22 protein-coding genes, 1 pseudogene and 3 riboswitches are annotated in these 24,309 nt (G+C 36.9%); of the genes and pseudogenes, 16 read left to right on the plus strand and 7 right to left on the minus strand.

Annotation, left to right across the window (positions count from 1 at the left end):
• Positions 1–58: 58 nt before the first annotated feature.
• Positions 59–2,518: a YhgE/Pip family protein gene (locus AA0017_RS06485; protein ID WP_413380253.1), complete on the minus strand. Its 2,460-nt coding sequence runs from the start codon at positions 2,516–2,518 to the stop codon at positions 59–61.
• A gap of 33 nt (positions 2,519–2,551) precedes the next feature.
• The gene (locus AA0017_RS06490) at positions 2,552–3,127 is read right to left on the minus strand and encodes a TetR/AcrR family transcriptional regulator (protein ID WP_413380254.1); all 576 of its coding nucleotides are present in this window, start codon (positions 3,125–3,127) and stop codon (positions 2,552–2,554) included.
• 337 nt (positions 3,128–3,464) lie between these two features.
• Here AA0017_RS06490 and asnB point away from each other — a divergent pair, with 337 nt between their 5' ends.
• The 3 genes from asnB to bioB all read left to right on the plus strand — a co-directional run bounded on the left by asnB (position 3,465) and on the right by bioB (position 7,455).
• Positions 3,465–5,312 carry an asparagine synthase (glutamine-hydrolyzing) gene (gene asnB, locus AA0017_RS06495; RefSeq protein WP_413380255.1) on the plus strand — a complete coding sequence of 616 codons (1,848 nt, stop codon included), beginning with the start codon at positions 3,465–3,467 and terminating at the stop codon, positions 5,310–5,312.
• A gap of 120 nt (positions 5,313–5,432) precedes the next feature.
• Positions 5,433–6,176: an SDR family NAD(P)-dependent oxidoreductase gene (locus AA0017_RS06500; protein ID WP_413380256.1), complete on the plus strand. Its 744-nt coding sequence runs from the start codon at positions 5,433–5,435 to the stop codon at positions 6,174–6,176.
• A 277-nt stretch (positions 6,177–6,453) separates the two neighbouring features.
• Entirely contained in the window at positions 6,454–7,455 is a 1,002-nt protein-coding gene (gene bioB / locus AA0017_RS06505) for a biotin synthase BioB (RefSeq protein ID WP_413380257.1), read from the plus strand.
• 203 nt (positions 7,456–7,658) lie between these two features.
• On the opposite strand, the gene AA0017_RS06510 is transcribed toward bioB, so the two are convergent.
• Both AA0017_RS06510 and AA0017_RS06515 read right to left on the minus strand, forming a co-directional pair.
• Entirely contained in the window at positions 7,659–9,173 is a 1,515-nt protein-coding gene (locus AA0017_RS06510) for an NCS2 family permease (RefSeq protein ID WP_413380258.1), read from the minus strand.
• A gap of 52 nt (positions 9,174–9,225) precedes the next feature.
• Positions 9,226–9,816: a xanthine phosphoribosyltransferase gene (locus tag AA0017_RS06515; protein ID WP_413380259.1), complete on the minus strand. Its 591-nt coding sequence runs from the start codon at positions 9,814–9,816 to the stop codon at positions 9,226–9,228.
• Between the two features lie 106 nt (positions 9,817–9,922).
• Positions 9,923–10,024, minus strand: a riboswitch (purine riboswitch).
• A gap of 183 nt (positions 10,025–10,207) precedes the next feature.
• Between AA0017_RS06515 and AA0017_RS06520 the strand changes: the two genes are divergently transcribed.
• Positions 10,208–10,477: a holin gene (locus AA0017_RS06520; protein WP_413380260.1), complete on the plus strand. Its 270-nt coding sequence runs from the start codon at positions 10,208–10,210 to the stop codon at positions 10,475–10,477.
• Positions 10,478–10,776: 299 nt separating this feature from the next.
• Here AA0017_RS06520 and AA0017_RS06525 read toward each other — a convergent pair whose 3' ends face one another.
• Entirely contained in the window at positions 10,777–10,869 is a 93-nt protein-coding gene (locus AA0017_RS06525) for a YjcZ family sporulation protein (RefSeq protein WP_081939266.1), read from the minus strand.
• A gap of 204 nt (positions 10,870–11,073) precedes the next feature.
• Here AA0017_RS06525 and AA0017_RS06530 point away from each other — a divergent pair, with 204 nt between their 5' ends.
• The 8 genes from AA0017_RS06530 (at position 11,074) to AA0017_RS06565 (ending at position 17,689) form a co-directional block, all read left to right on the plus strand.
• Positions 11,074–11,598, plus strand: coding sequence for a PTS glucose transporter subunit IIA (locus tag AA0017_RS06530; protein WP_413380262.1), 525 nt, complete (start codon positions 11,074–11,076; stop codon positions 11,596–11,598).
• A gap of 268 nt (positions 11,599–11,866) precedes the next feature.
• Positions 11,867–12,415, plus strand: a complete 549-nt coding sequence (locus tag AA0017_RS06535; RefSeq protein ID WP_413380263.1) for a DUF2179 domain-containing protein — start codon at positions 11,867–11,869, stop codon at positions 12,413–12,415.
• Between the two features lie 144 nt (positions 12,416–12,559).
• The gene (locus AA0017_RS06540; protein ID WP_413380264.1) at positions 12,560–13,681 is read left to right on the plus strand and encodes an amidohydrolase/deacetylase family metallohydrolase; all 1,122 of its coding nucleotides are present in this window, start codon (positions 12,560–12,562) and stop codon (positions 13,679–13,681) included.
• Positions 13,635–14,765 carry a DgaE family pyridoxal phosphate-dependent ammonia lyase gene (locus tag AA0017_RS06545; RefSeq protein WP_413380265.1) on the plus strand — a complete coding sequence of 377 codons (1,131 nt, stop codon included), beginning with the start codon at positions 13,635–13,637 and terminating at the stop codon, positions 14,763–14,765. Before AA0017_RS06540 ends, AA0017_RS06545 begins: the two co-directional genes overlap by 47 nt.
• Positions 14,740–15,489, plus strand: a complete 750-nt coding sequence (gene dagF, locus AA0017_RS06550) for a 2-dehydro-3-deoxy-phosphogluconate aldolase (protein ID WP_413380266.1) — start codon at positions 14,740–14,742, stop codon at positions 15,487–15,489. Before AA0017_RS06545 ends, dagF begins: the two co-directional genes overlap by 26 nt.
• Positions 15,482–16,495, plus strand: coding sequence for a sugar kinase (locus AA0017_RS06555; protein WP_413380267.1), 1,014 nt, complete (start codon positions 15,482–15,484; stop codon positions 16,493–16,495). The genes dagF and AA0017_RS06555 overlap by 8 nt, the downstream gene beginning before the upstream one ends.
• 7 nt (positions 16,496–16,502) lie before the next feature.
• Complete coding sequence (locus AA0017_RS06560; protein ID WP_413380268.1) at positions 16,503–17,216, plus strand: GntR family transcriptional regulator; 714 nt, start codon at positions 16,503–16,505, stop codon at positions 17,214–17,216.
• A 14-nt stretch (positions 17,217–17,230) separates the two neighbouring features.
• On the plus strand, positions 17,231–17,689 hold the full coding sequence (locus AA0017_RS06565) for a GNAT family N-acetyltransferase (RefSeq protein WP_413380269.1): 459 nt from the start codon (positions 17,231–17,233) through the stop codon (positions 17,687–17,689).
• A 543-nt stretch (positions 17,690–18,232) separates the two neighbouring features.
• On the opposite strand, the gene mtnA is transcribed toward AA0017_RS06565, so the two are convergent.
• The gene (gene mtnA, locus AA0017_RS06570; RefSeq protein ID WP_413380271.1) at positions 18,233–19,288 is read right to left on the minus strand and encodes an S-methyl-5-thioribose-1-phosphate isomerase; all 1,056 of its coding nucleotides are present in this window, start codon (positions 19,286–19,288) and stop codon (positions 18,233–18,235) included.
• Entirely contained in the window at positions 19,285–20,502 is a 1,218-nt protein-coding gene (mtnK, locus tag AA0017_RS06575; protein ID WP_413380272.1) for an S-methyl-5-thioribose kinase, read from the minus strand. Before mtnK ends, mtnA begins: the two co-directional genes overlap by 4 nt.
• Before the next feature lie 80 nt (positions 20,503–20,582).
• A riboswitch (SAM riboswitch) is annotated at positions 20,583–20,685 on the minus strand.
• A gap of 296 nt (positions 20,686–20,981) precedes the next feature.
• A riboswitch (SAM riboswitch) is annotated at positions 20,982–21,085 on the plus strand.
• Positions 21,086–21,191: 106 nt separating this feature from the next.
• Here mtnK and AA0017_RS06580 point away from each other — a divergent pair.
• From AA0017_RS06580 to AA0017_RS06595, 4 genes and pseudogenes are all read left to right on the plus strand, one after another.
• Positions 21,192–22,394, plus strand: a complete 1,203-nt coding sequence (locus tag AA0017_RS06580) for a 2,3-diketo-5-methylthiopentyl-1-phosphate enolase (RefSeq protein ID WP_413380273.1) — start codon at positions 21,192–21,194, stop codon at positions 22,392–22,394.
• A pseudogene (locus AA0017_RS06585) lies at positions 22,391–23,053 on the plus strand (2-hydroxy-3-keto-5-methylthiopentenyl-1-phosphate phosphatase). The gene AA0017_RS06580 and the pseudogene AA0017_RS06585 overlap by 4 nt, the downstream one beginning before the upstream one ends.
• Positions 23,050–23,700, plus strand: coding sequence for a methylthioribulose 1-phosphate dehydratase (locus AA0017_RS06590; protein ID WP_413380275.1), 651 nt, complete (start codon positions 23,050–23,052; stop codon positions 23,698–23,700). The pseudogene AA0017_RS06585 and the gene AA0017_RS06590 overlap by 4 nt, the downstream one beginning before the upstream one ends.
• Positions 23,678–24,208: a 1,2-dihydroxy-3-keto-5-methylthiopentene dioxygenase gene (locus AA0017_RS06595; RefSeq protein WP_413380276.1), complete on the plus strand. Its 531-nt coding sequence runs from the start codon at positions 23,678–23,680 to the stop codon at positions 24,206–24,208. Before AA0017_RS06590 ends, AA0017_RS06595 begins: the two co-directional genes overlap by 23 nt.
• The last annotated feature ends 101 nt before the right edge of the window (positions 24,209–24,309 follow it).

Here is a 24,309-nt window from a genome sequence, read left to right on the forward strand (position 1 = left end):
GAACTTCTCGTTTTTCAATTTATAAAACCATTACTAATCCCATATAGAACTCATGAAATTACTTTTCAAACTGTCCGTGCTTGTTAAAGGTTAATTTAAAGAAAGCTAATGTTAGCACAATAGATAAGACAAGCAACCCACTTAAAAACAATACACTTTGACCAGCAAGTGACGTCGATTCCATAAAGATGAGTGAGCGAAAACCTAAGACAGAATAGGTCATCGGTAGCCAGCCATGGATAGATTGTAATGGAGATGATAATAATTCGACTGGAAAACTTCCACCGCTACCACCGAGCTGAACAATAAGTAAAATGATCGCAACAAACCGTCCAGGATTATCTAGAATACTAACAAGTGAAAAGATAAAGGTGACAAAAACAAGACCGGTAAACAAACTAAAGAAAACAAAGGCGATAGGGTGGGTCGTATCAAGCCCTATGACAAATATTAAAAATAAACTAACGAATAAGCTTTGAATCATCGAAATCATCCAGACGACACCAAGTTTTCCTGTAAACCAATGTAACCAGTTTTCATGTAGTCCAAGCGGTTTTCGGAATGGGAAGATAATCGATAAAGTTAACCCACCAACATATAAACCAATCGATAAAAAGTACGGACTCAATCCTTCTCCATAAGAGTAATTTTGCTCAGTATGCTTACTTGTTGATTGGACCGGATGAGAGAGCATTTTTTGTTGATCGTCATTTGGGTCAACTTGTAAGACCGTGTCTTCTAAAGACTGCATGTTGTTAGATAAACGTTCTGCCCCTTCATATAAAGAAAGTAAGCCTTCGGTTAATTGATGAGTGCCATCACTTGCTTCTGCTAATTTTTCAGTTAATAAAGAACTCCCTTCATCTAAATCTTTTAAGCCATTATCTAATGTTGCAAATCCGTCTATTGCTTCATTGCTCATAGCTACTGCATCATGATAAGTCGTGGAAATAGATTGAATGCCGTTATCAAGTTCTTGAAGTTGGCTCAGTAATTTCGTTTCTAAATCAACCGCATTTGAGCTAATATCAACAAAAGAAGGAATTACATCAGTCGTTTCATCAACCTTTTGCAAGAGAGAATCAATGGAACTTTGATATTTTTCCATCGATTGAGAGAGTGTTTCAATCAGTGAAAATCCTCTTTGTTCTTGCTTTTCTAAAGTGTGTATAAAGTCTTCTAACAATTGAATAACATCATCGATATGATTATTGAGCTCGTTATTGTTCTTTTCGCTTTCATCGATCGATTTTTCTAAACGATTGATGGCGTTACTTTGTGATTGTAACCCATTTTCCACACCGTTTTGCATTTGGTTATACCATAAAGTAATTTCTTCGATTTCTCGCCATTCTGGTAAATGATCGTCCAAGATTGGGGCAAATTGATCAAGTGTTTTATTAAGCAAAAGTAGATTAGACTGGGCATCATTTAAAAGGTTTTGAACATCCTTTAAATTTTGTGACGTAATGCTTTGATGATTTTCTATCTGATTGGATACTTTTTGAAGCTCTTTTAGGATAGATTGAATGCTTTCAATCATTTCATTTATGCCTACTTCGAATTGTTCAAGTTCAGAAGAAAGTGAATCTAATTGAGTAGATATGTCGGCGAGTTGTAAAGAAGTGTTGGTAAGAAAATGATAAAACTCGTCAAAATGGTCTTGCATTGGTTCTAACTCTTCAGCTAATTTTGAAATAGGTTCTTTTTCAAGTGTTTGGATCCATTGTTTATTCTGTGTTTGAAAATGAGCTAATTTTTCTTCCGTTTGCTGTAATGAATGGGACTGTTGTAATTGTTCTTGTAATTGCTGAGCCTGTAGTAAGAACTCTGTTACTCCGCTAGAAGCCTCGTGTATACCATGACTAATTTCATTTGAACCATCTGCTAACTGTTCAATCGCAGCTTCTAATGACTCCAAGTTGCCATGAGCCTTTTCCGTCCCTTCCATAATTTCAGCTGAACCTTCATTTAACAAAATAATCGCATCAGCCATTTGGCTAAAGACATCATTTGCAACTTTTATATAAGCAAATGTTAACGAACGAGAAAGCTCTTCTTCCATTGTAGAAATAGCTGTACTAGCAATTTGTGAAGTGACAAAATTATAGTCTTCATTTATTTCATAAAAAATCGACGGAGTGTCAGGATCTGTGTTTTGCACAGAAAGGATTTTCTCAGAAAAGTTAGTAGGGATTTCGACATAGAAATAATAATCAAAGTTTTCGAGACCTTCTTCCGCTTCTTCCTTTGTCACAAAATCAAATAAAAAAGCAGGATCCTCTCTTAATTCGTCCACAAAATCATCACCAGCATGAATTTGTTCCCCTTCAAATTCAGCTCCTTGATCTTCATTTACAACCGCAACAGGAAGCTGATCAATTTGATCGTATGGATCCCAAAAGAAACTAATCAATAATCCGCCATATAATAAGGGCATAACCGCAATACCGAGTAAGGCGATAAATAGTTTTTTATCCTTCCATATTCCTTTTAATTCAGTTAAAAATCCGTTCATAATACACCTCGATTTGTTGATATAAGCATAAAGTTATGTTGTTTTCATTTCACTCATAAAGTGTGATTTAAAGATGGTTATAATTTCATCTTGTTTTAGTGGTTTATAGGTTTCTTCATAATCAGAGACGAGCAGAATATAGGTTTTATACATTAAATAAGCGGTAACATGGCGATGGGTTGTTTGAAATTTCTTGTTCTCTTCCGCTTGTTTTAAAAGTTGATCAATGGAATCGATAATGACATTTTCGATTTCCTTTAAGGCTCTTTTGGAATTTTCAGAAGCAAATACATTCATTTCATGGTGAAGCTTTGTCATAAATTGATGTTGCTTTCTGAATGTCAAAAGCTCTTCTAAGGCCGAACTGATATTATCAAAAAGATCCCTTTTTTCAGAGATAGAGCGATGAAAAACTTCCTGTACTTCCGCAATAATTTCTTGTAAAACGGCATTAAAAAGATCTTCTTTATTTTTGAAGGTTGTGTAGACAGTCCCTTTTCCGACATTTGCTAGTTTGGCAACTTGATCAATGGTTGTTGCTTTAAAGCCATACATGGAAAAAGATTCAGCGGCAGCATCTAAAATGAGTTTTCGTTTATTTTTTAACATAATAAAGTCCTTTCGATTTTTAAAAAATGACCATATGACCAATTAAGTCATTTTTATTGTGATGTTGTTCATTTTAGAACAAATTAACGAAGAAAACAATAAAAGGGCTCGTCAAAAATTACCGATGATTATGAACAAATATGGGATGGTTTTTTGGAAGGGTTTTCAATTCATCATCAAATACTTGCATGAGAAAGGACTGAAGAGAAACAAGATTGAAACCAGTTGAAAGAAGAACGATCGCAGATGAAGCTGAATATGATAAGGAATGAGGGAGCCCAGAGATAAGGTAGAAGAGACATTATGAGAAAATTATTCCCAAAGGGGCTGATGATACATGTGTGGTATTACAGGTTGGATTGATTGGCAGCTTGATATGCGAAAAGAGAAAGAAGAAGTTTTAAAAATGGCAACTACGCTAAATAAAAGGGGGCCAGATGATTTAAATGTATGGACGGGGCAACATGTTGGTTTTGGGCATGCACGTCTTATTGTCGTTGATCCAGAAGGTGGAGCTCAGCCGATGCAACGTGTTGTCAAGAATAAGACCTATACGATCGTCTATAATGGAGAGTTATACAATACAGAGGATTTGCGTAGTGAATTATTAAAACTAGGTCATACATTTAATGGTCATTCAGATACAGAAGTCTTATTAAAGTCATACATTGAATGGGGTTATCAGTGTTTAGAAAAATTAAATGGTATTTTTGCGTTTGCGATCTGGAATGAGCAAGACCAGAGTTTATTTATGGCAAGAGATCGTCTTGGGGTTAAACCGTTATTTTATACAGTAGCTCATGGCAGGCTGCTGTTTGCCTCAGAACTAAAAGCGTTACTTGCACATCGTGACATTGAGCCGATCGTTGAAAGGGATGGTTTGGCAGAGATAATTGGGTTAAGTCCTTCACGAACACCAGGGCATGGAATTTATAAGAACATAAATGAATTAAGGCCTGCACATTTGCTGATTTATGACCGAAATGGAGCAAAAATTAGTCGTTATTGGACGTTAAAAGGCATAGAACATGTGCATTCTACCGAAGAGACAGCTGAACATATTCAATACTTATTAAAAGATATTGTCAAAAGACAGCTTTTTGCCGATGTACCAGTTGGAATGTTTTTGTCAGGTGGAGTCGATTCAAGTGCATTAACCGCTCTTGCTGCCAAAATTTATGAGGAAGAAGGCAAAGGACAAATCCGAAGTTATTCCATTGATTATGATGAGAATGATAAATATTTTAAAGCGAATGACTTCCAACCGAATTCCGATGCTCCTTGGATAAAAAAAGTATCTAAAGAATTAAATACAAAACATTATAATGCTATTATTTCCATTGAAGAATTGGCTAATTATTTGGAGGAAGCTGTTTTAGTGCGGGATTTACCGGGAATGGCTGATATTGATTCTTCTTTGTTATGGTTTTGTAAGGAAATCAAAAATGATGTGACGGTCGGTCTCTCTGGAGAATGTGCCGATGAGATATTTGGTGGTTACCCATGGTTCTATCGTGAGGATTTATTAAATTTAGATTTTTTCCCTTGGATGCGTTCCATTGATGAACGTGAAGCTTTATTAAATGATAAATGGAAAAAGAAGCTTGATTTAAAAGAGCATGTGTATCAAAGTTATAAAGCCACGATTAAAGAAACACCAAAGTTTGCAAAGGATAATAAAACCGAGTCTCGCAGGCGTGAAATGGCGTATTTAAATATGATTTGGTTTATGACCAATTTACTCGAAAGAAAAGACCGGATGAGTATGGGGGCAAGCTTAGAGGTCCGTGTTCCGTTTTCTGACCATCGATTAGTTGAATATGTTTGGAACATCCCGTGGGAAATGAAACAACTTGATGGCCGAGAAAAAGGCATTTTAAGAAAGGCTTTAGAAGGGGTATTATCAAATGATGTACTTTATCGGAAAAAAAGCCCTTATCCGAAAACGCATCACCCCGTTTACACAAAAACAGTGCAAGAAAAAATGAAACGAATTTTAAAGGAAAAGGATGGTCCATTATTTGATTTTATTAATAAGGAACGTTTGCAAGAAATCGCTGATACAGGCGGACTTCCAACAGGGAAACCGTATTTTGGTCAGTTAATGGCAGGTCCACAGCTTCTTGCTCATTTTGTGCAAATGGATTATTGGATGAGAACGTATAATGTGAAAATAGAAGGTTAAGTAAATGATTAAAGCTCTTAAGTGAGATCATTCATGCTTAAGGGCTTTTTGGTTTACAAATGAAAGGTGCAAATGTACACTATTGGTATTTACTGGATAGATGGTCGAGGGGTGAAAAAAATGGATAAACAAGTTGTCATCGTTACAGGGGCGGCTAATGGAATTGGAAAAGTAGTAACCAAAACGTATGCAGAAAAAGGATTTATTGTCTTTGCACTGGATGTTAATCAGGAGCGTTTAGAAACAAGTTGTCAGCCTTTAATAGAGAATCATTATAAAGTGCATTCGCTTATATGTGATGTTCGCAGTGAAAGCGACATTAAACAAGCGATCACGGCCATAATGGAACAAGTAGATCAGATTGATATTTTGATTAATAATGCGGGTGTATCTCGCATGAAATCGCTGTTTGAATTAACATTAGTGGAATGGGAGGACATAATAAAAACCAATTTAACAAGTGTTTTTTTATTATCTAAAGAAGTTGCAACGGTGATGAAAAAAAATCAACATGGAGGTCGGATTGTGAACATTGCTTCTACTAGAGCTTATATGTCCGAGCCTAATAGCGAGGCATATGCAGCATCAAAAGGGGGGATCATTACTTTAACACATGCTTTAGCAGCTTCCTTACAAAATGAGAAAATTACCGTAAATTCAATTAGCCCAGGTTGGATACATAATGGGGATGAGTCCGAGCTGCGTAAAGTAGATCATGAACAACATTTCTCTAAAAGAGTAGGAACCGCCGAAGATATTGCAAGGTCCTGTCTTTTTCTAACTGACTCTGCTAATGATTTTATGAATGGAGAAAATATAACGATTGATGGGGGAATGACGAAAAAAATGATTTATGAGGAGTAGATAGGAAACTGACAAAGACGACTCGTTCAACAGGCTAATTTAGCCTTTGAGCGGGGCTTTTTTGTTTGGTGATAAGTAATGAAATTAATGAAATCTTGAAATTATGGTACGGATTCCTATTTTATGAATAATAAAAGGGAGTACCATCAAACTCTCTGAAACAATTGACAGAATATGAGATTAATATTATTATTTTTATATTGTTAACCATATTATATTATAGGTTAACAAAAATGTAGTTACTTAAAAAATGATTGTTTTCGAATGGGGGCAGATGATGACTGAATGGATGGAACTCTCAGAAAAAGTGTTAGCTGGTGTTGAGCTGACAAATGAAGAGGCACTTTCGATTTTAGATTGTCCGGATGATGATGTTTTACTTCTTATGCATGCGGCTTTTCAAATAAGAAAGTTTTACTATGGGAAAAAAGTGAAGTTGAATATGATTATGAATGCGAAGTCGGGTTTATGCCCAGAAAATTGTGGTTATTGTTCACAATCGTCTATTTCAAAAGCACCGATTAATTCCTATCGGTTTGTTGAAAAAGAGACGATTGTGGAAGGGGCGAAACGTGCGTATGAATTAAATATTGGCACGTACTGTATTGTAGCTAGTGGGAGAGGTCCGGCGAATAAAGAAGTCGATAAAGTCGTTGAAGCTGTAAAAGAAATAAAGGAAAAATACGGAATGAAAATATGTGCCTGTCTTGGATTGTTAAAACCGGAACAAGCACAGAAGTTAAAAGAAGCGGGTGTTGATCGCTATAATCATAATATTAATACATCCAAAAATAATCATCTAAACATTACAACCTCACATACATACGACGACCGGGTTAATACAGTGGAAACGGCCAAGGGTGCAGGGCTGTCTCCATGTTCAGGTGTGATTGTTGGGATGAAAGAAACAAAAGAAGATGTCGTTGATATGGCTTTTAGTTTAAAATATCTTGATGCAGATTCTATTCCTGTTAACTTTTTACATGCAATAGACGGGACACCACTTGAAGGGGTCGAGGAATTAAATCCACTTTACTGTTTAAAAGTGTTGGCCTTATTTCGTTTCATTAATCCAACGAAGGAAATTCGCGTATCGGGAGGAAGGGAAGTGAATCTGCGTACGCTCCAACCTTTAGGGCTTTATGCCGCTAACTCAATTTTTGTAGGGGATTATTTGACAACTGCCGGACAAGAAGAAACAAAAGATCAGCAAATGTTAACCGATTTAGGCTTTGAGATTGAATCTGTAGAAGAAATGAAAGCAAGTTTGGAGAAATAATTTATCTGTTAAAGGGAGAAAAGCCGCCAATCGCCGTATGGCCGGTCTTGATATGAAAAAAGTCCGCCCCATCACGGTATTTCCGAATCTGAAACACCTATAAAACCGCTCAAAATATCTTGAGAACATAAAAAGGCTCTCCACATAAGTTCGTTTGGATGAACTTATGGAAGAGCCTTTTATCTCTGGTTTGAATAGTAAGTTTATGCGGCGTTCTTTTTCTCGTGCTCATTTATTTGCTGATTCGGTTTATTCGCAAAGTGTAAATAAACAAAGAAAGCAGCGACAAGCAGATATCCTAACATAAAGTCTGGAGCGGCATTAAATGTTAAGGACGGGGAATGCATTAAGCCGATAAAGGATAAGAAAGCAGCAATAACAGAAAAAATACTTGCTTTTATAAAGTCTTTATCAATAATACAAACGGTTACCGCTCCTAGGATAATCGCGGTAAACATCGCCCCTTGTCCAAGTGGAACAATCCCTTCTGAAATACCTGCGACCACTTCAGGTGCTGCATTGTTAAATCTTGTCATCATATAGTTTCCTAAATATGGGAGCATCGCAATCGCCACGGCTGGGTAGTATTTCTTCTCATTGGAAGAAAAGCTAGTCGCAACCATTGAAATCCCAACAAAAACTAGGATAGGTGCAATGGCAGCCATTGGTATTAGAGCGGATAATACAGCGACCGCACCCGTTAAAGCAAGGACAGCAAATACTAAAGCATTTAAAATGCTATATCCTCGGCCTGCGCCCATCTTTTTTGAACCGACAGTAGCAATATAAACAGTCGTTGGGAAAAGTCCACCAAAGAAAGCTCCGATAACTGTTCCCATGCCGTCGACCGCTTGACATTCACGTACGTCATAAGAGTCACCTTCAGCAGACATGGCATCCACATTATTCATGGTTTCAACGGCATTGTATAAAGAAATTGGAATTAAAACAGCAAATAATCCAACTAATGCACCAAATAGATAGGTAAAACCTTCAAAGAATGCAATCGATGGTAAAAATGGATAAAAGCCGATATGTTCAAAAGCGTTCGTAAAATCAGAAATAGATTGATAGCCTAATAGAAAGGCAAGTAAAGTACCAATAATAATAGCAAATAAAGAAGTAGGAATACGAAACGGCATTGAAACTTTTCCAATAATTCCAACGATGATAATTGCTAATGCGACTAAACCGACGACTGGGACAGAAAAGGTATGAAATAACATCTCACCAGCAACAAAAGTTAAAGCAACACCGGCTAATGCACCAAGGAGGGCGGCCCTAGGTAAGTTATGACGAACCCAGTTTCCAGTGAATGAGACAGCGACCTCGATGAACCCACTAATTAAAGCAGCGGCAACACCAATTTTCCAAGCAAGCTCATGATCACCTGTAATCGCTAAAGCTGGTCCTAAAATCCCAAATAAAAAAACGAACATAACCGGAGTACTAATTCCATAAGAGAGGGCTGTTACATCTGTTCGGTTTTCTTTTTTGGCTAAACGATTAGCTGAGTAAGCATAATAAAGATTTCCCGCGATAACGGCGACAGCGGCACCTGGTATCACTTTTCCAAATACGATACTAGAAGGGAAGCCCATTCCAAGCATCGTCACGGCAATTAAAACGAAATTCGCTAAATTGTTTTGTAGTAAAGCGAAAAAGGCATCCGTATCTTCTTTTTTGTACCAAGGGTATACGACACTCTTAGTTGACATTGAACTCTCCTCTTCATCCCTAAAAAAACTATTTGGATGGTTTATATTTTTATTAGTTTGTTTTTGCTAATTCATCAACAAAATATACTTGCCCATTTTCGAGTGAATGAATACGAGCTAATGACTCGACACGATAGCCTTCATTAATGAGTTGTTCACGTCCATCTTGGAAGGATTTTTCAATCACAATTCCAAACCCAGCTACTTCTGCTTTAGCTTGTTTGACGATGTCGATTAAGCCTTTTGCTGCTTGTCCATTTGCCAAGAAATCATCAATGATTAAGACACGGTCATTTTCTTGCAAAAAATCTTTGGAAACGGTAATATCGTTCGTTTCACGTTTTGTAAAAGAATATACTTGGCTGACAAAGACATCGTTATTCATCGTTAATGATTTTTTCTTTCTAGCAAAAATTAACGGGGTTCTTAACTTATTGGCTGCCATTAAACTTGGGGCAATCCCAGAAGATTCAATCGTTAATACCTTCGTAATCTTTTCATTCTCAAATCGTTTTGCAAACTCTAAACCAATCGCTATCATTAAATCTGTATCGACTTGGTGGTTTAAAAAATGGTCTACTTTCAGCACATCGTTTGAAAGAACATTTCCTTTATCACGAATCGCCTCTTTTAAAAGTTGCATCATTTATTCCTCCTTAAAATTTTAAAAATGAAAAAAGGTCATTTACTCACAAATAGAAATTCGTGAATAAATGACCTAAAATAAACACAGAAAATGTGTTTGATTGGGTTCATCTTTATTCACTCATAGTCAAACTATTTACGGTAGTTTGGTAGAAACTCGCAAGCCTTATTCTTGCTATTATATGAGTATGTCTTTTTGAAACTTATAGTGGTAAGTATAGTGCAAATGCTGTGACAAGAAAAGGTTTTTTTGCATCTATTGAAATAGAAAGATTAATGAGAAAATTCATAAATGTTTTAAGGGATGTTTGAAAGTTGTGATGAAAACAGTTCTCTCAACATATGATTTTAAATAAGCTTGTCCAAATAAAAATAAATGAGGTGAAGCGATGGAGACGATTCTTATTTTCGCAACGATCCTAAGTCCGATTATTTTAGCGATGATTGAGCTGATCAAAAAAACGGTGACGATACCGAAAAATTATATTCCTGTGTTATCTTTTGTTGTTGGTTTAGTCATTGGTGCACTTGCTTATCCTTTTACCGATTTAGATTTGGCTTTACGATTATGGGCTGGTGGAATAGCTGGTTTATCTGCTACTGGTTTGTTTGAAATTGGCAACGATCGAAAAGGACATACGAGAGAGCAAAAGGAATAAATCTTTATTTAATATTTGCATTGATTTTATATATCCTTTACAAAAGTCAGTTACAATAAAGGGACAAATCCTAAAGGAGGGATGATTTTGGATATAGCTCAAGGAACAATGATTGGTTTCTTTTGGGCAACATTATTAAGTGCACCTTTTTGGTACGTCCTGTACTTATTCTTTCTTTTAGTCGTTGAATCATAATAAAGAAATGTGTTGAAACTCCTCTGTCACTTTTTGAGGTTCTTTTTTTTGAGGAAAAAAATAAAGACCCTATTAATATAGGGCCGATTTCACTCATTTTTTAATTAGCCGATGTAAGCAGAGCCTACGATGACTAAAAGAATGAATAAGACAACGATAAATGTAAATCCGAATCCACCTTCAAAACCGTAACCCATTATCTTTCAGCTCCTTTCTAAACTCTTCCCTATAGTGTATGGTCATAAGTTTAATTGGTTTGGGCATATGTCATCAATCTCATGAAATTAATGTTTCATTGATACGTACTTTTGGGAAAAGATAAGCAAAAGCTCTTCAAAGAAATACTTGTATATACATGATATAATTGAAGAGAAAATGAGTTTAAAGAGGTGTGTGTAAAAATGTTAAAGAAATTATTTGGTTTGGATAAAAAGGAAAATAAGAAAAATGATGGACCAAAGAAGGTAACAAATGTGGATATATTTGCCCCGTTGTCAGGATCATTTGTGAAAATTGAAGATGTACCTGATCCGACTTTTTCACAAAAGATGATGGGGGATGGCATCGCAATTGAACCAATTGATGGACAAGTTGTTTCGCCGGTAAAAGGTTCCATTGTTCAAGTATTTCCAACAAAACATGCAGTAGGTATTAAAACAGATGAAGGTGTAGAGGTTCTCATTCATATTGGTCTTGAAACGGTCAAAATGAATGGTGAGGGCTTTACGGCACATGTAAAAGAAGGGGATGCTGTAGAAGTCGGAGATGCTTTGGTCGATTTTGATTTAAAGCTTGTCACTGAAAAAGCAAATAGTACATTAACGCCGATGGTAATTACGAACCAAGAAGATTTAAAAAGTGTACAAACCATCTCGACTACTCAAGTTGAGGCCGGAAACACAAAAGTAATCACAATTGAAGTATAATCGGTGTATTATAATGGTTCATGAGCGATTCGGACAAAAGTGGAACAGATGTTGTGTCATGCAGCATCTGTTCTTTTTACAATTGCTTTTAAACCATCAACAATAGGATAGTATGAGCATAAGAAAGATGTATAAAATAAGCAGGCAAAAATAAATGAAAATTACACAAAAAAAAGATAGTCAATCACCCTTATTTCTAGTACTCTTGAAAAGGATTTTGTCAAACAAAAAGGTATTCTGAGGCAAATGAGAAAGGTGGTTATTAGTCGTGATTAGTGCATTAATTATTTTGGTTGTCCAGCTATTATATGTCCCGATTTTAACGGTTCGTACAATTATGATGGTTAAAGGGATGAAAGAGAAAGCGGCAGCGGTTGGTATATTAGAAGGAGCTGTTTACGTTGTTGCTTTAGGTTTAGTCTTTGCTGATTTATCTAATTATTTAAACATGATTGCGTATGCCGTCGGTTTTGGGGTTGGTTTATATATAGGAGCAATAATTGAAGAGAAACTTGCGATTGGTTATGTGACACTTGAAGTTAATATTATGAGTCGAAACGATAAGCTCGTTCACCGTCTTCGAGAAGTCGGTTTTAGTGTATCCACTTCAGAGGTGGAAGGAATGAACTCTATTCGTTATTTATTAGCTTGTACAGCGAGAAGAGACCGTGAAAAAGAATTTATTAAGATTGTTAGTGAATATGAGCCAAGTGCCTTTATCGTTTCCTTTGAACCACGTAATTTTAAAGGTGGGTATATAACAAAGGCGATGAAATCTCGTCGTGAAAAGTTTTTGAAAAAGACAAAGCAGTCATAAAAAAAGGCTATTTTTTAAACTTTTTTCATAAAATCTCATAAACATTATAATGTTATATTTACATACAGTCATAACTGTGCTAACTTAACATTATAATGTTATATTTTTACACAGGGGATTTTGTACAGTGAAAAGGGTGAGTAGATGGAGAGGCGATTCGTATTACAAGATGTACAAATGTTAAATGGAGCAAGACTAGATATCGTCATTGAACGAGGATATATTGTAGAATTAACAGAGGCAAATACAGCTCAAGGTAAACTTATCCCATGTCATGGGTGCTATTTATCAAGTGGCTGGATCGATATGCATGTCCATGCCTTTTCTGAATTTGACCCATACGGTGATTTGGCTGATGAGGTTGGAATTAAACAAGGAGTAGCCACGATTATTGATGCTGGAAGCTGTGGAGCAGATCGTTTTGATGACTTTTACGAACAGATGAATGAAGCGAAAACGAATGTTTTGGCGTTTTTAAATGTCTCTAGTATCGGTTTAAGTCGAAAGGATGAATTATCTAATTTAGCTTGGATTGACCGTGAAAAGGCAAGACTAATGATTACAAAATATAAAGAGGTAATCGTTGGTTTAAAAGCACGGATGAGTCAAAGTGTCGTCTGTGAAAATGGTATCGAGCCACTTTTAGTTGCAAGAGAAATAGCAAAAGAAAATAATTTATCATTAATGGTTCATATAGGATCTGGCCCTCCTAAGATAGAAGACATCTTAATACATTTAGAAAAAAAGGATGTTTTAACCCATTTTTTAAACGGAAAAGATAATAATTTATTCGATGACCGTGGTCGTCCTTTGCCATTACTAATGGAAGCAGTTGATAAAGGAGTCCATCTAGATGTTGGACATGGTGGGGCCAGTTTTTCTTTTAAAGTGGCTGAATTTGCTAAAAAGGCAGGAATTCAGTTTCAGACGATAAGCTCTGATATTTATCGCCAAAATCGATTAGACGGTCCTGTATTTAGCCTTGCAAAAGTGATGACAAAATTTATAGCTCTTGGATATTCGCTTCAAGAAGTCGTTGATGGAGTGACGATTCAGGCCGCAACATGGCTAAATCGTCCTGAATTAGGTCGAATTCAAGTTGGTGATCAAGCGCATTTAACTTTATTTTCGCTTGAAAATGGACCAGTTGAATTAGTGGACTCACAAGGGGAAGTAAGGATTGGTATAGAAGAAATTGTTGCCAAAGGGGTGGTCGTCAATGGGGAGTACTATCCATGCGAAGTACGGACTAAAACGAGTCATTAATGCAAGTGGTCGAATGAGCATATTAGGTGTTTCTGCACCGACAGATACAGTTATGGAAGCGATGAAGCAAGGGGGACAAAAGTACACCGAAATGTCTGAATTGATCAAAAAATCAGGAGCTTATACGGCGAAACTTATAGGGGCAGAAGCGGCGCTCATCGTCAATTCAGCCTCAAGTGGAATCGCTCTTTCTATTGCTGCGTTTGTTACAAAAGGCAATCAACGAAAAAGTGAAAAGCTTCATCAAGAGAAGAACGAACAAAATGAAGTGATTTTGTTTAAAGGGCATAATGTTCATTACGGGGCACCGATTGAGACGATGATTGCCCTTGGTGGTGGCAAACTTATTGAAGTCGGGTATGCCAATGAAGGGAAAAAGGAACATATTGTCGAGGCTGTAACAGAGAATACGGCGGCTATTATGTATGTTCAATCTCATCATGCAGTCCAGAAAAACATGCTTTCTGTTTTAGAGGTGGCTGAAATTACGAAAAAACTTCAGTTACCGTTTATCGTCGATGCTGCGGCTGAAGAAGATTTACATAAATATGTTCGTTGTGCAGACATTGCGATTTTTAGTGGATCAAAAGCTATAGAAGGTCCGACGTCTGGTATTGTTGCGGGAAAGAAAGAGTTTATAAAGTGGGTCCAAATTCAAATGTCTGGTATTGGAAGAAGTATGAAGGTTGGCAAGGAGTCTATCTTTGGTTTATTACAAGCGTTAAGTGAGTATAAAAATAAAACAGACAGTAGCAATGAAGAAAAAGAAAGTTTGCAACCGTTATTAGCTCTAAGCAAATTAACTGGTGTATCTGTAAGCATCGTACAAGATGAAGCGGGGAGAGCGATTTATAGAGCGAGAGTAAAAGTAAATTCTGAGGAAAGTGATTTAACAGCAGTTGAAGTCGTCGATCAATTAAAAAATGGAGAAGTAGCCATTTACACCCGTGATTATGGAGCGAAACAAGGTTTTTTTGATTTAGATCCACGCTCCTTTCAAGAAAATGATGTGGCTGTTTTAGTAGAGCGATTGAGTGAGATTTTAGGGGGAAATAAGTGTGAAAATAAAGAAACGATTTTATAAAGAGCGTGTAGCCCTAAATGTACTAGCGAATAATATTGAAAATGCGAAAGAAGTTTTTGATGCTGCAGCTGGATTTGTCGTGGTAGGGGTGCTTTCCAAAAACTATCCAACGATTGAAGAAGCGGTTATTGACATGAAAAAATATGGGGAGGCCATTGATGATGCGGTTTCAATTGGCTTAGGAGCGGGTGATAATCGTCAAGCAGCTGTTGTCGCTGAAATAGTCAAACAGTATGGGGGAAGCCATATTAATCAAGTTTTTTCTGCGGTAGGTATAACATCTGCTAATCTATGTGAACAGAGTTGGATCAATAGCCTTGTTTCACCAACGGGAAAAGTTGGGTATGTGAATATATCGACGGGACTTCATAGTGCGGCAGCAAGCGAGAAGGCGATCGTTCCTGTTGAAGCAGCGATTGCACTAGTGAAAGATATGGGTGGCCAGGCATTAAAATATTTCCCGATGAAAGGATTGTCTACTAAGGAAGAATTTCGGGCCGTTGCAAAAGCATGTGCCAAAGAAAGATTATACCTTGAACCAACGGGAGGAATTGATTTAAATAATTATGAAGAGATTTTATCAATTGCTTTAGAAGAGAAAGTAGAAAAAGTCATTCCACATGTGTATTCTTCTATTATTGATCCAAACACAGGAAAAACGAATGTGGAAGATGTGAAGAAATTGTTAGAGATAACTAAAAGGGTGGTTGCCGAGCATGATTAAAGTAGCGGCTTTTGGTGAAGTGATGATGCGCTTGCAAACACCGGATCTGCAACTGTTAAAACAAGCTAACCATTTAGAAATGTCTTTCTCCGGTACTGGAGTTAATGTTGTATCAGCTTTAACTAATTTTGGGCATCATGGTTTCCTTGTTTCGAAATTGCCTTTGAATGCAGTTGGCGAAGCCGCTAAGTCCTCTATCCAAAAACTTGGTATTCAAACTCAATATGTCGTCAGAGGGGGAGACTATCTAGGAATCTACTTTTTAGAAAAAGGCTTTGGAGTACGACCAAGTCGTGTTACTTATACAAATCGACTTGATAGTTCGTTCAACAAAGGAAGAATGGAAGATTATGATTTTGAGAACATTGTAAACGAAGTCGACGTGCTTCATTTTTGTGGGATTACATTAGCCATGAATGAACAAGTTAGAGAACAAGTTATCCTTTTAGCAACGGCTATGAAAAATGCGGGGGGAAAAGTTATCTTTGATTGCAATTACCGAGCTTCATTATGGGGTGAAAATGGATATAAAAAGGCAAAAAGATACTATGAAAAGATGCTTTCTTTAGCGGATCTTGTTATGATGAATGAAAGAGATGCTATCTCCATTTTAGGAATGGAAACAAATCACTCCGAACGGAAAGAACAACTATGTGAATTAATACCAAAAGTGGCCGCTCTGTATGACATTGAATTAATTGCAGGTACGCATCGAGAGATACATGGAGATAATAACCACTCCTTGACTGGGTTTATGTACTTAGAGCAATCGATGTCTTTTTCCAAAACATTAACGTTTGCTGTTCATGACAGAATTGGAAGTGGCGACGCCTTTACGAGTGGGATTATCCACGGATATTATAAAGGTTTTTCACCAGATAAGACCGTTGCTTTTGCAACTACAGCAGGGATGATTGCACATTCAATAGTTGGTGATACGCCGATGTCTTCTGAATATGATATTTTTCAAATCATGTCAGAATCGGTGGGCGATGTAGAAAGGTAGAGAAGAAATGAATATTAGTAGAAAAAAAGGACCGTTATATTTACAAATTAGGAATGTGATTAAGGATCGTATTTTACATGGTGTATACCCAATTGGCGAGAATATCCCTTCAGAAATTCAATTAGAAGAAGAGTTTGATGTAAGTAAAATTACGGTACGAAATGCGATTAAAGAACTTGTACAAGAAGGATATTTAGAAAAAAAGAGTGGAAAAGGAACTAAGGTTATTCGTAACACTTCTGCCTCAAAACTTTCAAAAGGGAAACGTTTTACGGAGGTTTTAGTTGAAAAAGGGCATAAAATAAAGAAAAAGGTTTTAAAATCAGAAATTGTTCAAAATGAAATGGGTTCAGAACCATATCGACTATTTGGTAAAGAATGTGTAAGAGTAGAGCGATTATATTATTTAAATAATACGCCATATATTCATTTCACTCACTTTTTATCGATTGAGTTAGCAGACTTTGATGAGGATGATTTAAACGATCAATCCCTTTATGAATTATTAGCTGAGCATGAGCTTGTTTTAGATAAATTCCGAGATGAATTTGCCGTCTGCCAATCATCACCTCATATTGCTGAATTATTGGAAATTGTTATCGATACTCCATTATTAAAAAGATTAAGATATTCAATGGATGAAAATGGTGAAGTGACTGAATTTAGTGAAGGTTATTATAATACGAATTTACAATTGTACGTTGTGAATTACGATGCATAAATTTGGAGGCGAAAATGGGAGATTTATTAGTTCCACTTTATTCATTACCAAAGCTTGAACAATCAAACAGCCAAACCTGGAAGATTCGTAAACCATTACCCCCTGAAAAACATATTGTCATGGATTGGGTCAGGACCAATTTCTCAGAACAATGGGCAAGTGAGGTCGATGTTGCGTTATCTCAAACTCCGTCTTCTTGCTTTATCGCGGTAGAGGGACAAAATATTATTGGATTTGCTTGTTTTAATGTAACAACTTTAAATTTTTTTGGACCAACCGGTGTCGCGGAATCAGAACGGGGACGAGGGATTGGTTTGCAATTGCTTATTCAAAGTCTAGATGAAATGAAGCGGATGGGCTATGCTTATGCTATTATTGGTGGAGCTGGGCCCGTTGAATTTTATAAAAAAGCTGTAGGGGCTATTGAAATACCAGGTTCAAATAATGGCATCTATGTTGGTATGCTAAGGTAGGGAATATAAGAAGATTAAGCATATTTGTATAAACGGTAAGAAGAGATTTATCTTCTTATCGTTTTTTGATCGGAAAGCTTGGATATGAGGAGTGAATCGTAAAACGCGGTATACGACACCGGATATGAGAGAGGAGGCAGGGAGCACGTCATAAAGCATGATATACGACGCGGAATATGTAGAAGGAGAGAGGGAGCGAGTCGTAAAGCATGAGATACGACGTGGAATATGTGAAAGGAGGGAGGGAGCACGTCATAAAGCATAATATACGACACGAAATATGAGAGAGGAGGGAGGGAGCACGTCATAAAGCATAATATACGACACGGAATATGAGAAGGGAGAGAGGGAGCACGTCGCAAACCATGAAATACGACGCGAAATATGAGAGAGGAGGGAGGGAGCACGTCATAAAGCATAATAGACGACACGAAATATGGATAGAAAAAGAAGGGCGCGTCACATAAATAAGTGCTGTATACGAAAAAAAGTGGCGATACTATGGGATGTTACGCTAGTATCGTCACTTCATTTACAAGTTTATTAAACTTTTATCGTCTCAATCTCACTGGAATATAAGTTCGTTAGTTCCGTTTGATAATCTCCTCTGACGACGCCATATTCGGTAATAATCCCGGTAATTAATTCTGATGGTGTGACATCAAAGGCCGGATTAAATACTTGAGTAGCAGCTGGAGCAATTGCTTTTCCTTGGAGGTGAGTAATTTCCTCAGCGGCTCTTTCTTCAATTGGGATATCATCACCAGTTAATGTTTCAAGATCGATGGTCGAAAAAGGTGCGGCGACGTAAAAAGGAATGTCATGAGCTTTTGCGAGTAATGCTAAACCATATGTTCCAATTTTGTTCGCAGTATCTCCGTTTGCCGCAATTCGGTCTGCCCCTACGATTACGGCATTGATTTCCTTCGTTTTTAATGTATGGGCGGCCATACTATCCGTAATGAGGGTCACATCAACACCTAGTTGCTGCAATTCCCAAGCCGTTAAACGAGAGCCTTGTAAGACGGGCCTTGTTTCACAAGCAAATGCTTTTAATGTCAAATTTTGTTCCTTTGCTAAATAAAACGGAGCAAGGGCTGTGCCATATTTTGCCGTGGCAATAGCTCCTGCATTACAGATTGTCATCACGGTATCGCCATTTTTTAGTAACGATAAACCATTTTCACCGATACTTCGGCATGTTTCTGCATCTTCTTTTTGAATCGCAATCGCTTCTGCAACGGCTAAATCTTTTGCTTCTACAACACTATGAGCTTTTTTTACTGTTTTAACCATACGATCAATCGCCCAAAAAAGATTGACTGCTGTTGGCCTGCTGCTTGCCAAATAGTCTCTTTGTTTTTCAAATTCATCTAAAAAGAGTTCAAGTTGATTGGATTGTTTGGAACGGGCCCATAAAGCTAATCCAAAAGCAGCGACGATGCCTATCGCAGGTGCTCCTCTTACTTTTAAATAGGTAATGCTCTCCCATACATGTTCAATCGTTGTTAAGTGTTCATAAACGATTTCATGAGGAAGTTGCTGCTGATCAAGAATGACGATGGAATCATTTTTCCATTCAACGGATTGTACGGTCATTGGTAGGCTCCCTCCACATTTGAGACAAGTTTTAAAGCTCCCTCAATTTGTTTTCTCTCTACTATGAGTTTACGACCAAGGTCAATGATACTTGTTTGTACACGTAAACGAATTTCGGCGGATTCGATGCTATCTACATCATGGACATGAGCTAAACCGATCATCCGGCGAATCATTTTGCAACCAGTAAAACCAAGTGTATCTTGCCAAATATCGGCTAATACGTCATCGACATAACCTTCTAATTTTGAAAAAGGTTCAATGGATGTTTCTAACCAAAGCTTTTTAAACTCATTAGAAAAAATATCCCATGTTTTCTCGATTGTATCAAGTAAATAGTTTTGTAAATCTTCTTTCTTTTCAGGATCTTTTTGATGACCTTCTTGAGCGATATAATTCATGATTAGATTGGCTAAAAAGGCGGCGATATCAAAACCGAACGGACCATAGAAGGAAAACTCAGGATCGATGACTTTCGTTTCTGTTTCAGATACAAAAATACTCCCTGTATGTAAATCGCCATGGATTAAGGTTTCAGACTTTGTTAAGAAAAGATATTTTAATTTTGCGACTTCTTTTTTTAATTCTTTATCTTGCCATAGCTCATGCACTTGAGGTGCTAAATGTTCCTCAAAATTATTCGTTTCGCTATCGAAATAAGGGTCAGTGAATACAAGATCTTCTGTTATTTTACATAACTCAGGATTCGAATAAGTAACGGCAAATTTTTTCGTTTCTTGTTGATTTAAACCAAATGTTGAAGTTGTAAAAAGGGTATGTGCTAAGTATGTACCAATATGTTGGGCTACAAGGGGATATTTATTTCCTTGAATTAATCCTGTTCTTAAAATCGTTAATTCACTTAAATCCTCCATTACGGTCAGCGCTAACTCTTCATCGGTATGAAAGACTGTTGGAACTAATTCGGGTACGACTTTTGCGGCTTCTTTTAAGGCTGATGCTTCAATTCGTGCACGGTCAAGTGTAAGTGGCCAACTTTCTCCAACAACTTTTGCGTATGGGAGGGCCTGCTTGATAATAAATGAACGTCCTATTGTTTGACTGATAATATGGAAAACATAGTTTAAATTTCCGTCTCCGATTTCGGAAACAACTGTCTCTTCATCCGTTTTAATAAGACCAAGATTGATTAAATAAGACACGGCTGTTTCCGTATTTAATTCTTCATATTGTTTTTTCGTTTGAACGGTCATTACGCATTGCTCCTTTAATAAATAATAAAAACCTCTTTCTGATTGACAGAAAGAGGTGAATAGGTGTGAGACATTCGCCTCTCTTATCTACCAGACAATGTCTGTTGGATGTAGCACCGTGCCAATAAGGTCGGTTGCTGCGGTGTCATCGGGCCAATTCCCTCTACCTACTCAGGATAAGAGTGATTTTATTGAATTTTCAAAAGATATAGAAAAGAATTCTTAAAAATAACTATAATCGATTTAGATAGATAACGTCAAGTTCTTTTTTACACATAAAAAGGTCTAAGTTGAACACCAGAGCTTGGTCACTTACTAAGTTAACTTGATAAGAATAGTAAATGATAAACGAAGGCAAAAAAATAAATTTTTGAATAAAAAATAATATTAAAAAAAGATTGACAATTTGGTGGGGCTACTGGCATTATATAGAACAAGGAATTTATATTTCAGACTAAAATGGTCAGATAATCAAATATCTCTTATCAAGAGCAGGTGGAGGGATGAGCCCTATGAAACCCGGCAACCGGTTTATAACAAACACGGTGCTAATTCTTACAGTCATTAGATTGATAGATGAGAGAGTGAATGTACGATTCACCTCTCCCTATATATATGGAGAGGTTTTTTGAATGATTTGCGACTTAAAGAAGCTCGAATTAGGAGAATAAGAGAGAGGGAAATGTTAAATGAGTCATGTAACAGCGACATACCTAATAAATGGAACAAAGGAACAGCTAGAGAAAAAAGCAGAAGGAATTGCATTAGGGTTAACCGTTGGCTCTTGGACGAACTTACCGAGTGTTGAAAAAGAGCAATTAAAGGCTCATAAAGGTTATGTTGAACGAGTGAAGGAGTTACCCGATAATAAGGGTCTTATTACGATAACTTATCCTAGTGCGAACTTCAGTGCCGATTTACCAGCTATATTAACAACAACTTTTGGCAAACTTTCATTAGATGGTCAAGTCAAATTAATCGATTTAGATTTTTCACCTGAATTAAAAACCTATTTTCCCGGTCCGAGATATGGGATTGAAGGTGTTCGTGAAATTGTTGATGTTCAAAATCGTCCTCTTTTAATGAGTATTTTTAAAGCGGCCATAGGTCGTTCCTTAGATTCTTTACATGAACAAATGCTCGTCCAAGCTCTTGGAGGAGTTGATTTTGTTAAAGATGATGAGATTTTATTTGAAAATGAGTTAACACCATTAGTCGAAAGAGTTCCAGTCGGATTGGCGGCCATAACGGAAGCGGCTGCAGCAACTGGTCATCGTCCCCTTTATGCGGTTAATCTAACGGGAAGAACGTTTGAATTAAAGGAAAGAGCCAAAGAGGCAGTTGATCTCGGGGCCCCTGCGTTATTATTTAATGTCTTTGCTTATGGATTAGACGTTTTACAATCATTACGAGAAGATCCAGATATCGATGTCCCAATATTGGCACATCCAGCTGTCAGTGGAGCGATGACTGCATCTACGAATTATGGATTTTCTTATTCCTTATTATTAGGGAAGTTATTAAGAATGGCAGGAGCGGATTTAGTCCTCTTTCCATCCCCATACGGTAGTGTTGCCTTAGATAAAGGAGAAACAGATGCAATTACTCAAAATCTCCAGGTGGTTGATAACATTTATAAACAAGCTTTTCCTGTTCCATCAGCAGGGATTCACGCCGGAATGACAGAAAAGATCATCAAAGACTTTGGTCACGACATTGTGATTAATGCTGGGGGAGGAATTCACGGGCATCCAGATGGGGCAGCGGCCGGTGGTAGGGCATTCCGTGATGCTATAGATGGAGTTTTAGAAGGAAAGAGTTTACCAGAAGTGTCGGAGAATAGTGACGCATTGAAAAAAGCGATAGATGCATGGGGCTATTTAAAACCATGAGGAAGCCGGTTATCTTTTGTGATTTCGATGGCACGATTACAGAAACCGATAATATCATTGCTTTAATGAAACAATTTGCCCCACCGGAATCGGAGCAAATTAAGAATAAGATTTTAAACCAAGAAATTTCTATAAAAGAAGGTGTTGGTAAGCTTTTTTCTCTTATTCCAAGTGAGAAAAAGGAAGCAATACTTACCTATTTATTAGATACTGTCGTGATTCGAGATGGATTTAGGCAATTATTGGATTATACAAAGGAGCAAAACATCCCCTTTTACGTCGTAAGTGGAGGAATAGACTTTTTTGTTTATCCCATCCTTGAGCCCTTTTCCATTGCGGCTAGTTCCATTTATTGCAATGGTCATGATGATTCAACTGAAAAGCTGATCATTACGTAGCCAAATGCTTGTGATTCGTTTTGTGCAAAGGATTGTGGTTGTTGTAAGCCGACGATATTAAGAAAATTTTCTGATGACGATTATTATAAAATTGTGATTGGTGATTCTGTCACTGATTTTGAAGCAGCAAAATTAGCCGATTATGTTTTTGCTCGTGATTTTTTAAAGGAAAAATGTGAGGAATTACAATTGCCTTATTCATCGTTTGAAAATTTCCACGAAATTGTTGAGCAATTAAAAAGTAAGGAGGTAACATTATGAGTGATGAGCGTTGGAACGAACTTGCAGATATTAAAGATGAACTAGCAGCAAGGGATTGGTTTCCAGGAACGAGTGGGAATTTATCGATAAAAATAAGCTCTGATCCGCTTACTTTTTTAGTGACAGCAAGCGGCAAAGATAAACGTAAAAGAACAGATGAAGATTTTTTACTCGTCAATGAATCGGGTATAGCGGTTGAGAAAACACACTTAAAACCTTCAGCCGAAACGCTTTTACATACTGAAATCTATCAAAAAACGGATGCGGGCTGTAGTTTGCATATTCATACATTGGATAATAATCTCATTTCAGATTTGTATGGAGACAAAGGTTTTATCACATTTAAAGGGCAAGAATTAATTAAAGCATTTGGCATTTGGGAAGAGGATGGCGAAATCAACTTACCGATTATTGAAAATCATGCTCATATTCCCACCTTAGCGAAAAAGTTAGCCGCTCAAATCACACCTGAAGTAAAAGGTGTACTCATTCGTAATCATGGTATTACCGTCTGGGGACGAACGGGTTTTGAAGCTAAAAAACACCTTGAAGCATTTGAATTTCTATGTTCGTTTCACTTACGACAATTACAATATAAACAATTAATTAGAGGAGGAATTGAAAATGGCAACGTTACGTTTTCATGATAATGACGAAAGAATCGCAGGAGAGGAATTAGTTTCCTATTTAGAGGCACAAGATGTTATTTATGAACAGTGGGGAACAGGTAATTTACCCGAGCATTTAGTGGAAAACTTCACGTTAACAGATGAAAACAAAGAAGAAATTTTAGACGTTTATAAGAATGAAATTGCTGATATTTCTGCACGTCGAGGCTATCTAACGGCAGATGTTATTTCTTTATCTGATTCAACACCGAATTTAGATGACCTTTTAAAGAACTTCTTAAATGAGCACCATCATACAGATGATGAAGTTCGTTTTATCGTCAGTGGTCATGGTATATTTGCGATTGAAAGCAAAGATAAAAGATGGTTTGATGTTGAACTTGAGCCAGGTGATCTGATTTCTGTACCAGAGTATTATCGTCATTACTTTACTTTACAAGAGGATCGTAAAGTCGTTGCGGTTCGTATATTTAAAACAAAAGAAGGATGGGTTCCTGTTTACGATAAAGAGGAGCAACCTTCATAAGAAGTTTATGGATAAGAGTTGGGTCAATTAAATGATTGCCTAACTCTTTGTTTATTTTCACATTTGCAAAAATGGATGTGGTTTTTAGGGGAGTCACATTC

Source organism: Alkalihalobacillus phoenicis, from assembly GCF_047302405.1.
Lineage (GTDB): Bacteria > Bacillota > Bacilli > Bacillales > Bacillaceae_D > Alkalihalobacillus.

Excerpts from the sequence above, each read along its gene's own strand:
- AA0017_RS06485 (WP_413380253.1), bottom strand. The coding sequence starts at position 2,518 with ATGAACGGATTTTTAACTGAATTAAAAGGAATATGGAAGGATAAAAAA.
- AA0017_RS06555 (WP_413380267.1), top strand. The coding sequence starts at position 15,482 with ATGATTAAAGTAGCGGCTTTTGGTGAAGTGATGATGCGCTTGCAAACA.
- AA0017_RS06590 (WP_413380275.1), top strand. The coding sequence starts at position 23,050 with ATGAGTGATGAGCGTTGGAACGAACTTGCAGATATTAAAGATGAACTA.
- AA0017_RS06565 (WP_413380269.1), top strand. The coding sequence starts at position 17,231 with ATGGGAGATTTATTAGTTCCACTTTATTCATTACCAAAGCTTGAACAA.
- AA0017_RS06515 (WP_413380259.1), bottom strand. The coding sequence starts at position 9,816 with ATGCAACTTTTAAAAGAGGCGATTCGTGATAAAGGAAATGTTCTTTCA.
- AA0017_RS06540 (WP_413380264.1), top strand. The coding sequence starts at position 12,560 with ATGGAGAGGCGATTCGTATTACAAGATGTACAAATGTTAAATGGAGCA.
- AA0017_RS06580 (WP_413380273.1), top strand. The coding sequence starts at position 21,192 with ATGAGTCATGTAACAGCGACATACCTAATAAATGGAACAAAGGAACAG.
- AA0017_RS06595 (WP_413380276.1), top strand. The coding sequence starts at position 23,678 with ATGGCAACGTTACGTTTTCATGATAATGACGAAAGAATCGCAGGAGAG.
- mtnK (WP_413380272.1), bottom strand. The coding sequence starts at position 20,502 with ATGACCGTTCAAACGAAAAAACAATATGAAGAATTAAATACGGAAACA.
- AA0017_RS06500 (WP_413380256.1), top strand. The coding sequence starts at position 5,433 with ATGGATAAACAAGTTGTCATCGTTACAGGGGCGGCTAATGGAATTGGA.
- mtnA (WP_413380271.1), bottom strand. The coding sequence starts at position 19,288 with ATGACCGTACAATCCGTTGAATGGAAAAATGATTCCATCGTCATTCTT.
- AA0017_RS06530 (WP_413380262.1), top strand. The coding sequence starts at position 11,074 with ATGTTAAAGAAATTATTTGGTTTGGATAAAAAGGAAAATAAGAAAAAT.
- AA0017_RS06510 (WP_413380258.1), bottom strand. The coding sequence starts at position 9,173 with ATGTCAACTAAGAGTGTCGTATACCCTTGGTACAAAAAAGAAGATACG.
- asnB (WP_413380255.1), top strand. The coding sequence starts at position 3,465 with ATGTGTGGTATTACAGGTTGGATTGATTGGCAGCTTGATATGCGAAAA.
- AA0017_RS06490 (WP_413380254.1), bottom strand. The coding sequence starts at position 3,127 with ATGTTAAAAAATAAACGAAAACTCATTTTAGATGCTGCCGCTGAATCT.
- bioB (WP_413380257.1), top strand. The coding sequence starts at position 6,454 with ATGACTGAATGGATGGAACTCTCAGAAAAAGTGTTAGCTGGTGTTGAG.
- AA0017_RS06545 (WP_413380265.1), top strand. The coding sequence starts at position 13,635 with ATGGGGAGTACTATCCATGCGAAGTACGGACTAAAACGAGTCATTAAT.
- AA0017_RS06560 (WP_413380268.1), top strand. The coding sequence starts at position 16,503 with ATGAATATTAGTAGAAAAAAAGGACCGTTATATTTACAAATTAGGAAT.
- AA0017_RS06525 (WP_081939266.1), bottom strand. The coding sequence starts at position 10,869 with ATGGGTTACGGTTTTGAAGGTGGATTCGGATTTACATTTATCGTTGTC.
- AA0017_RS06520 (WP_413380260.1), top strand. The coding sequence starts at position 10,208 with ATGGAGACGATTCTTATTTTCGCAACGATCCTAAGTCCGATTATTTTA.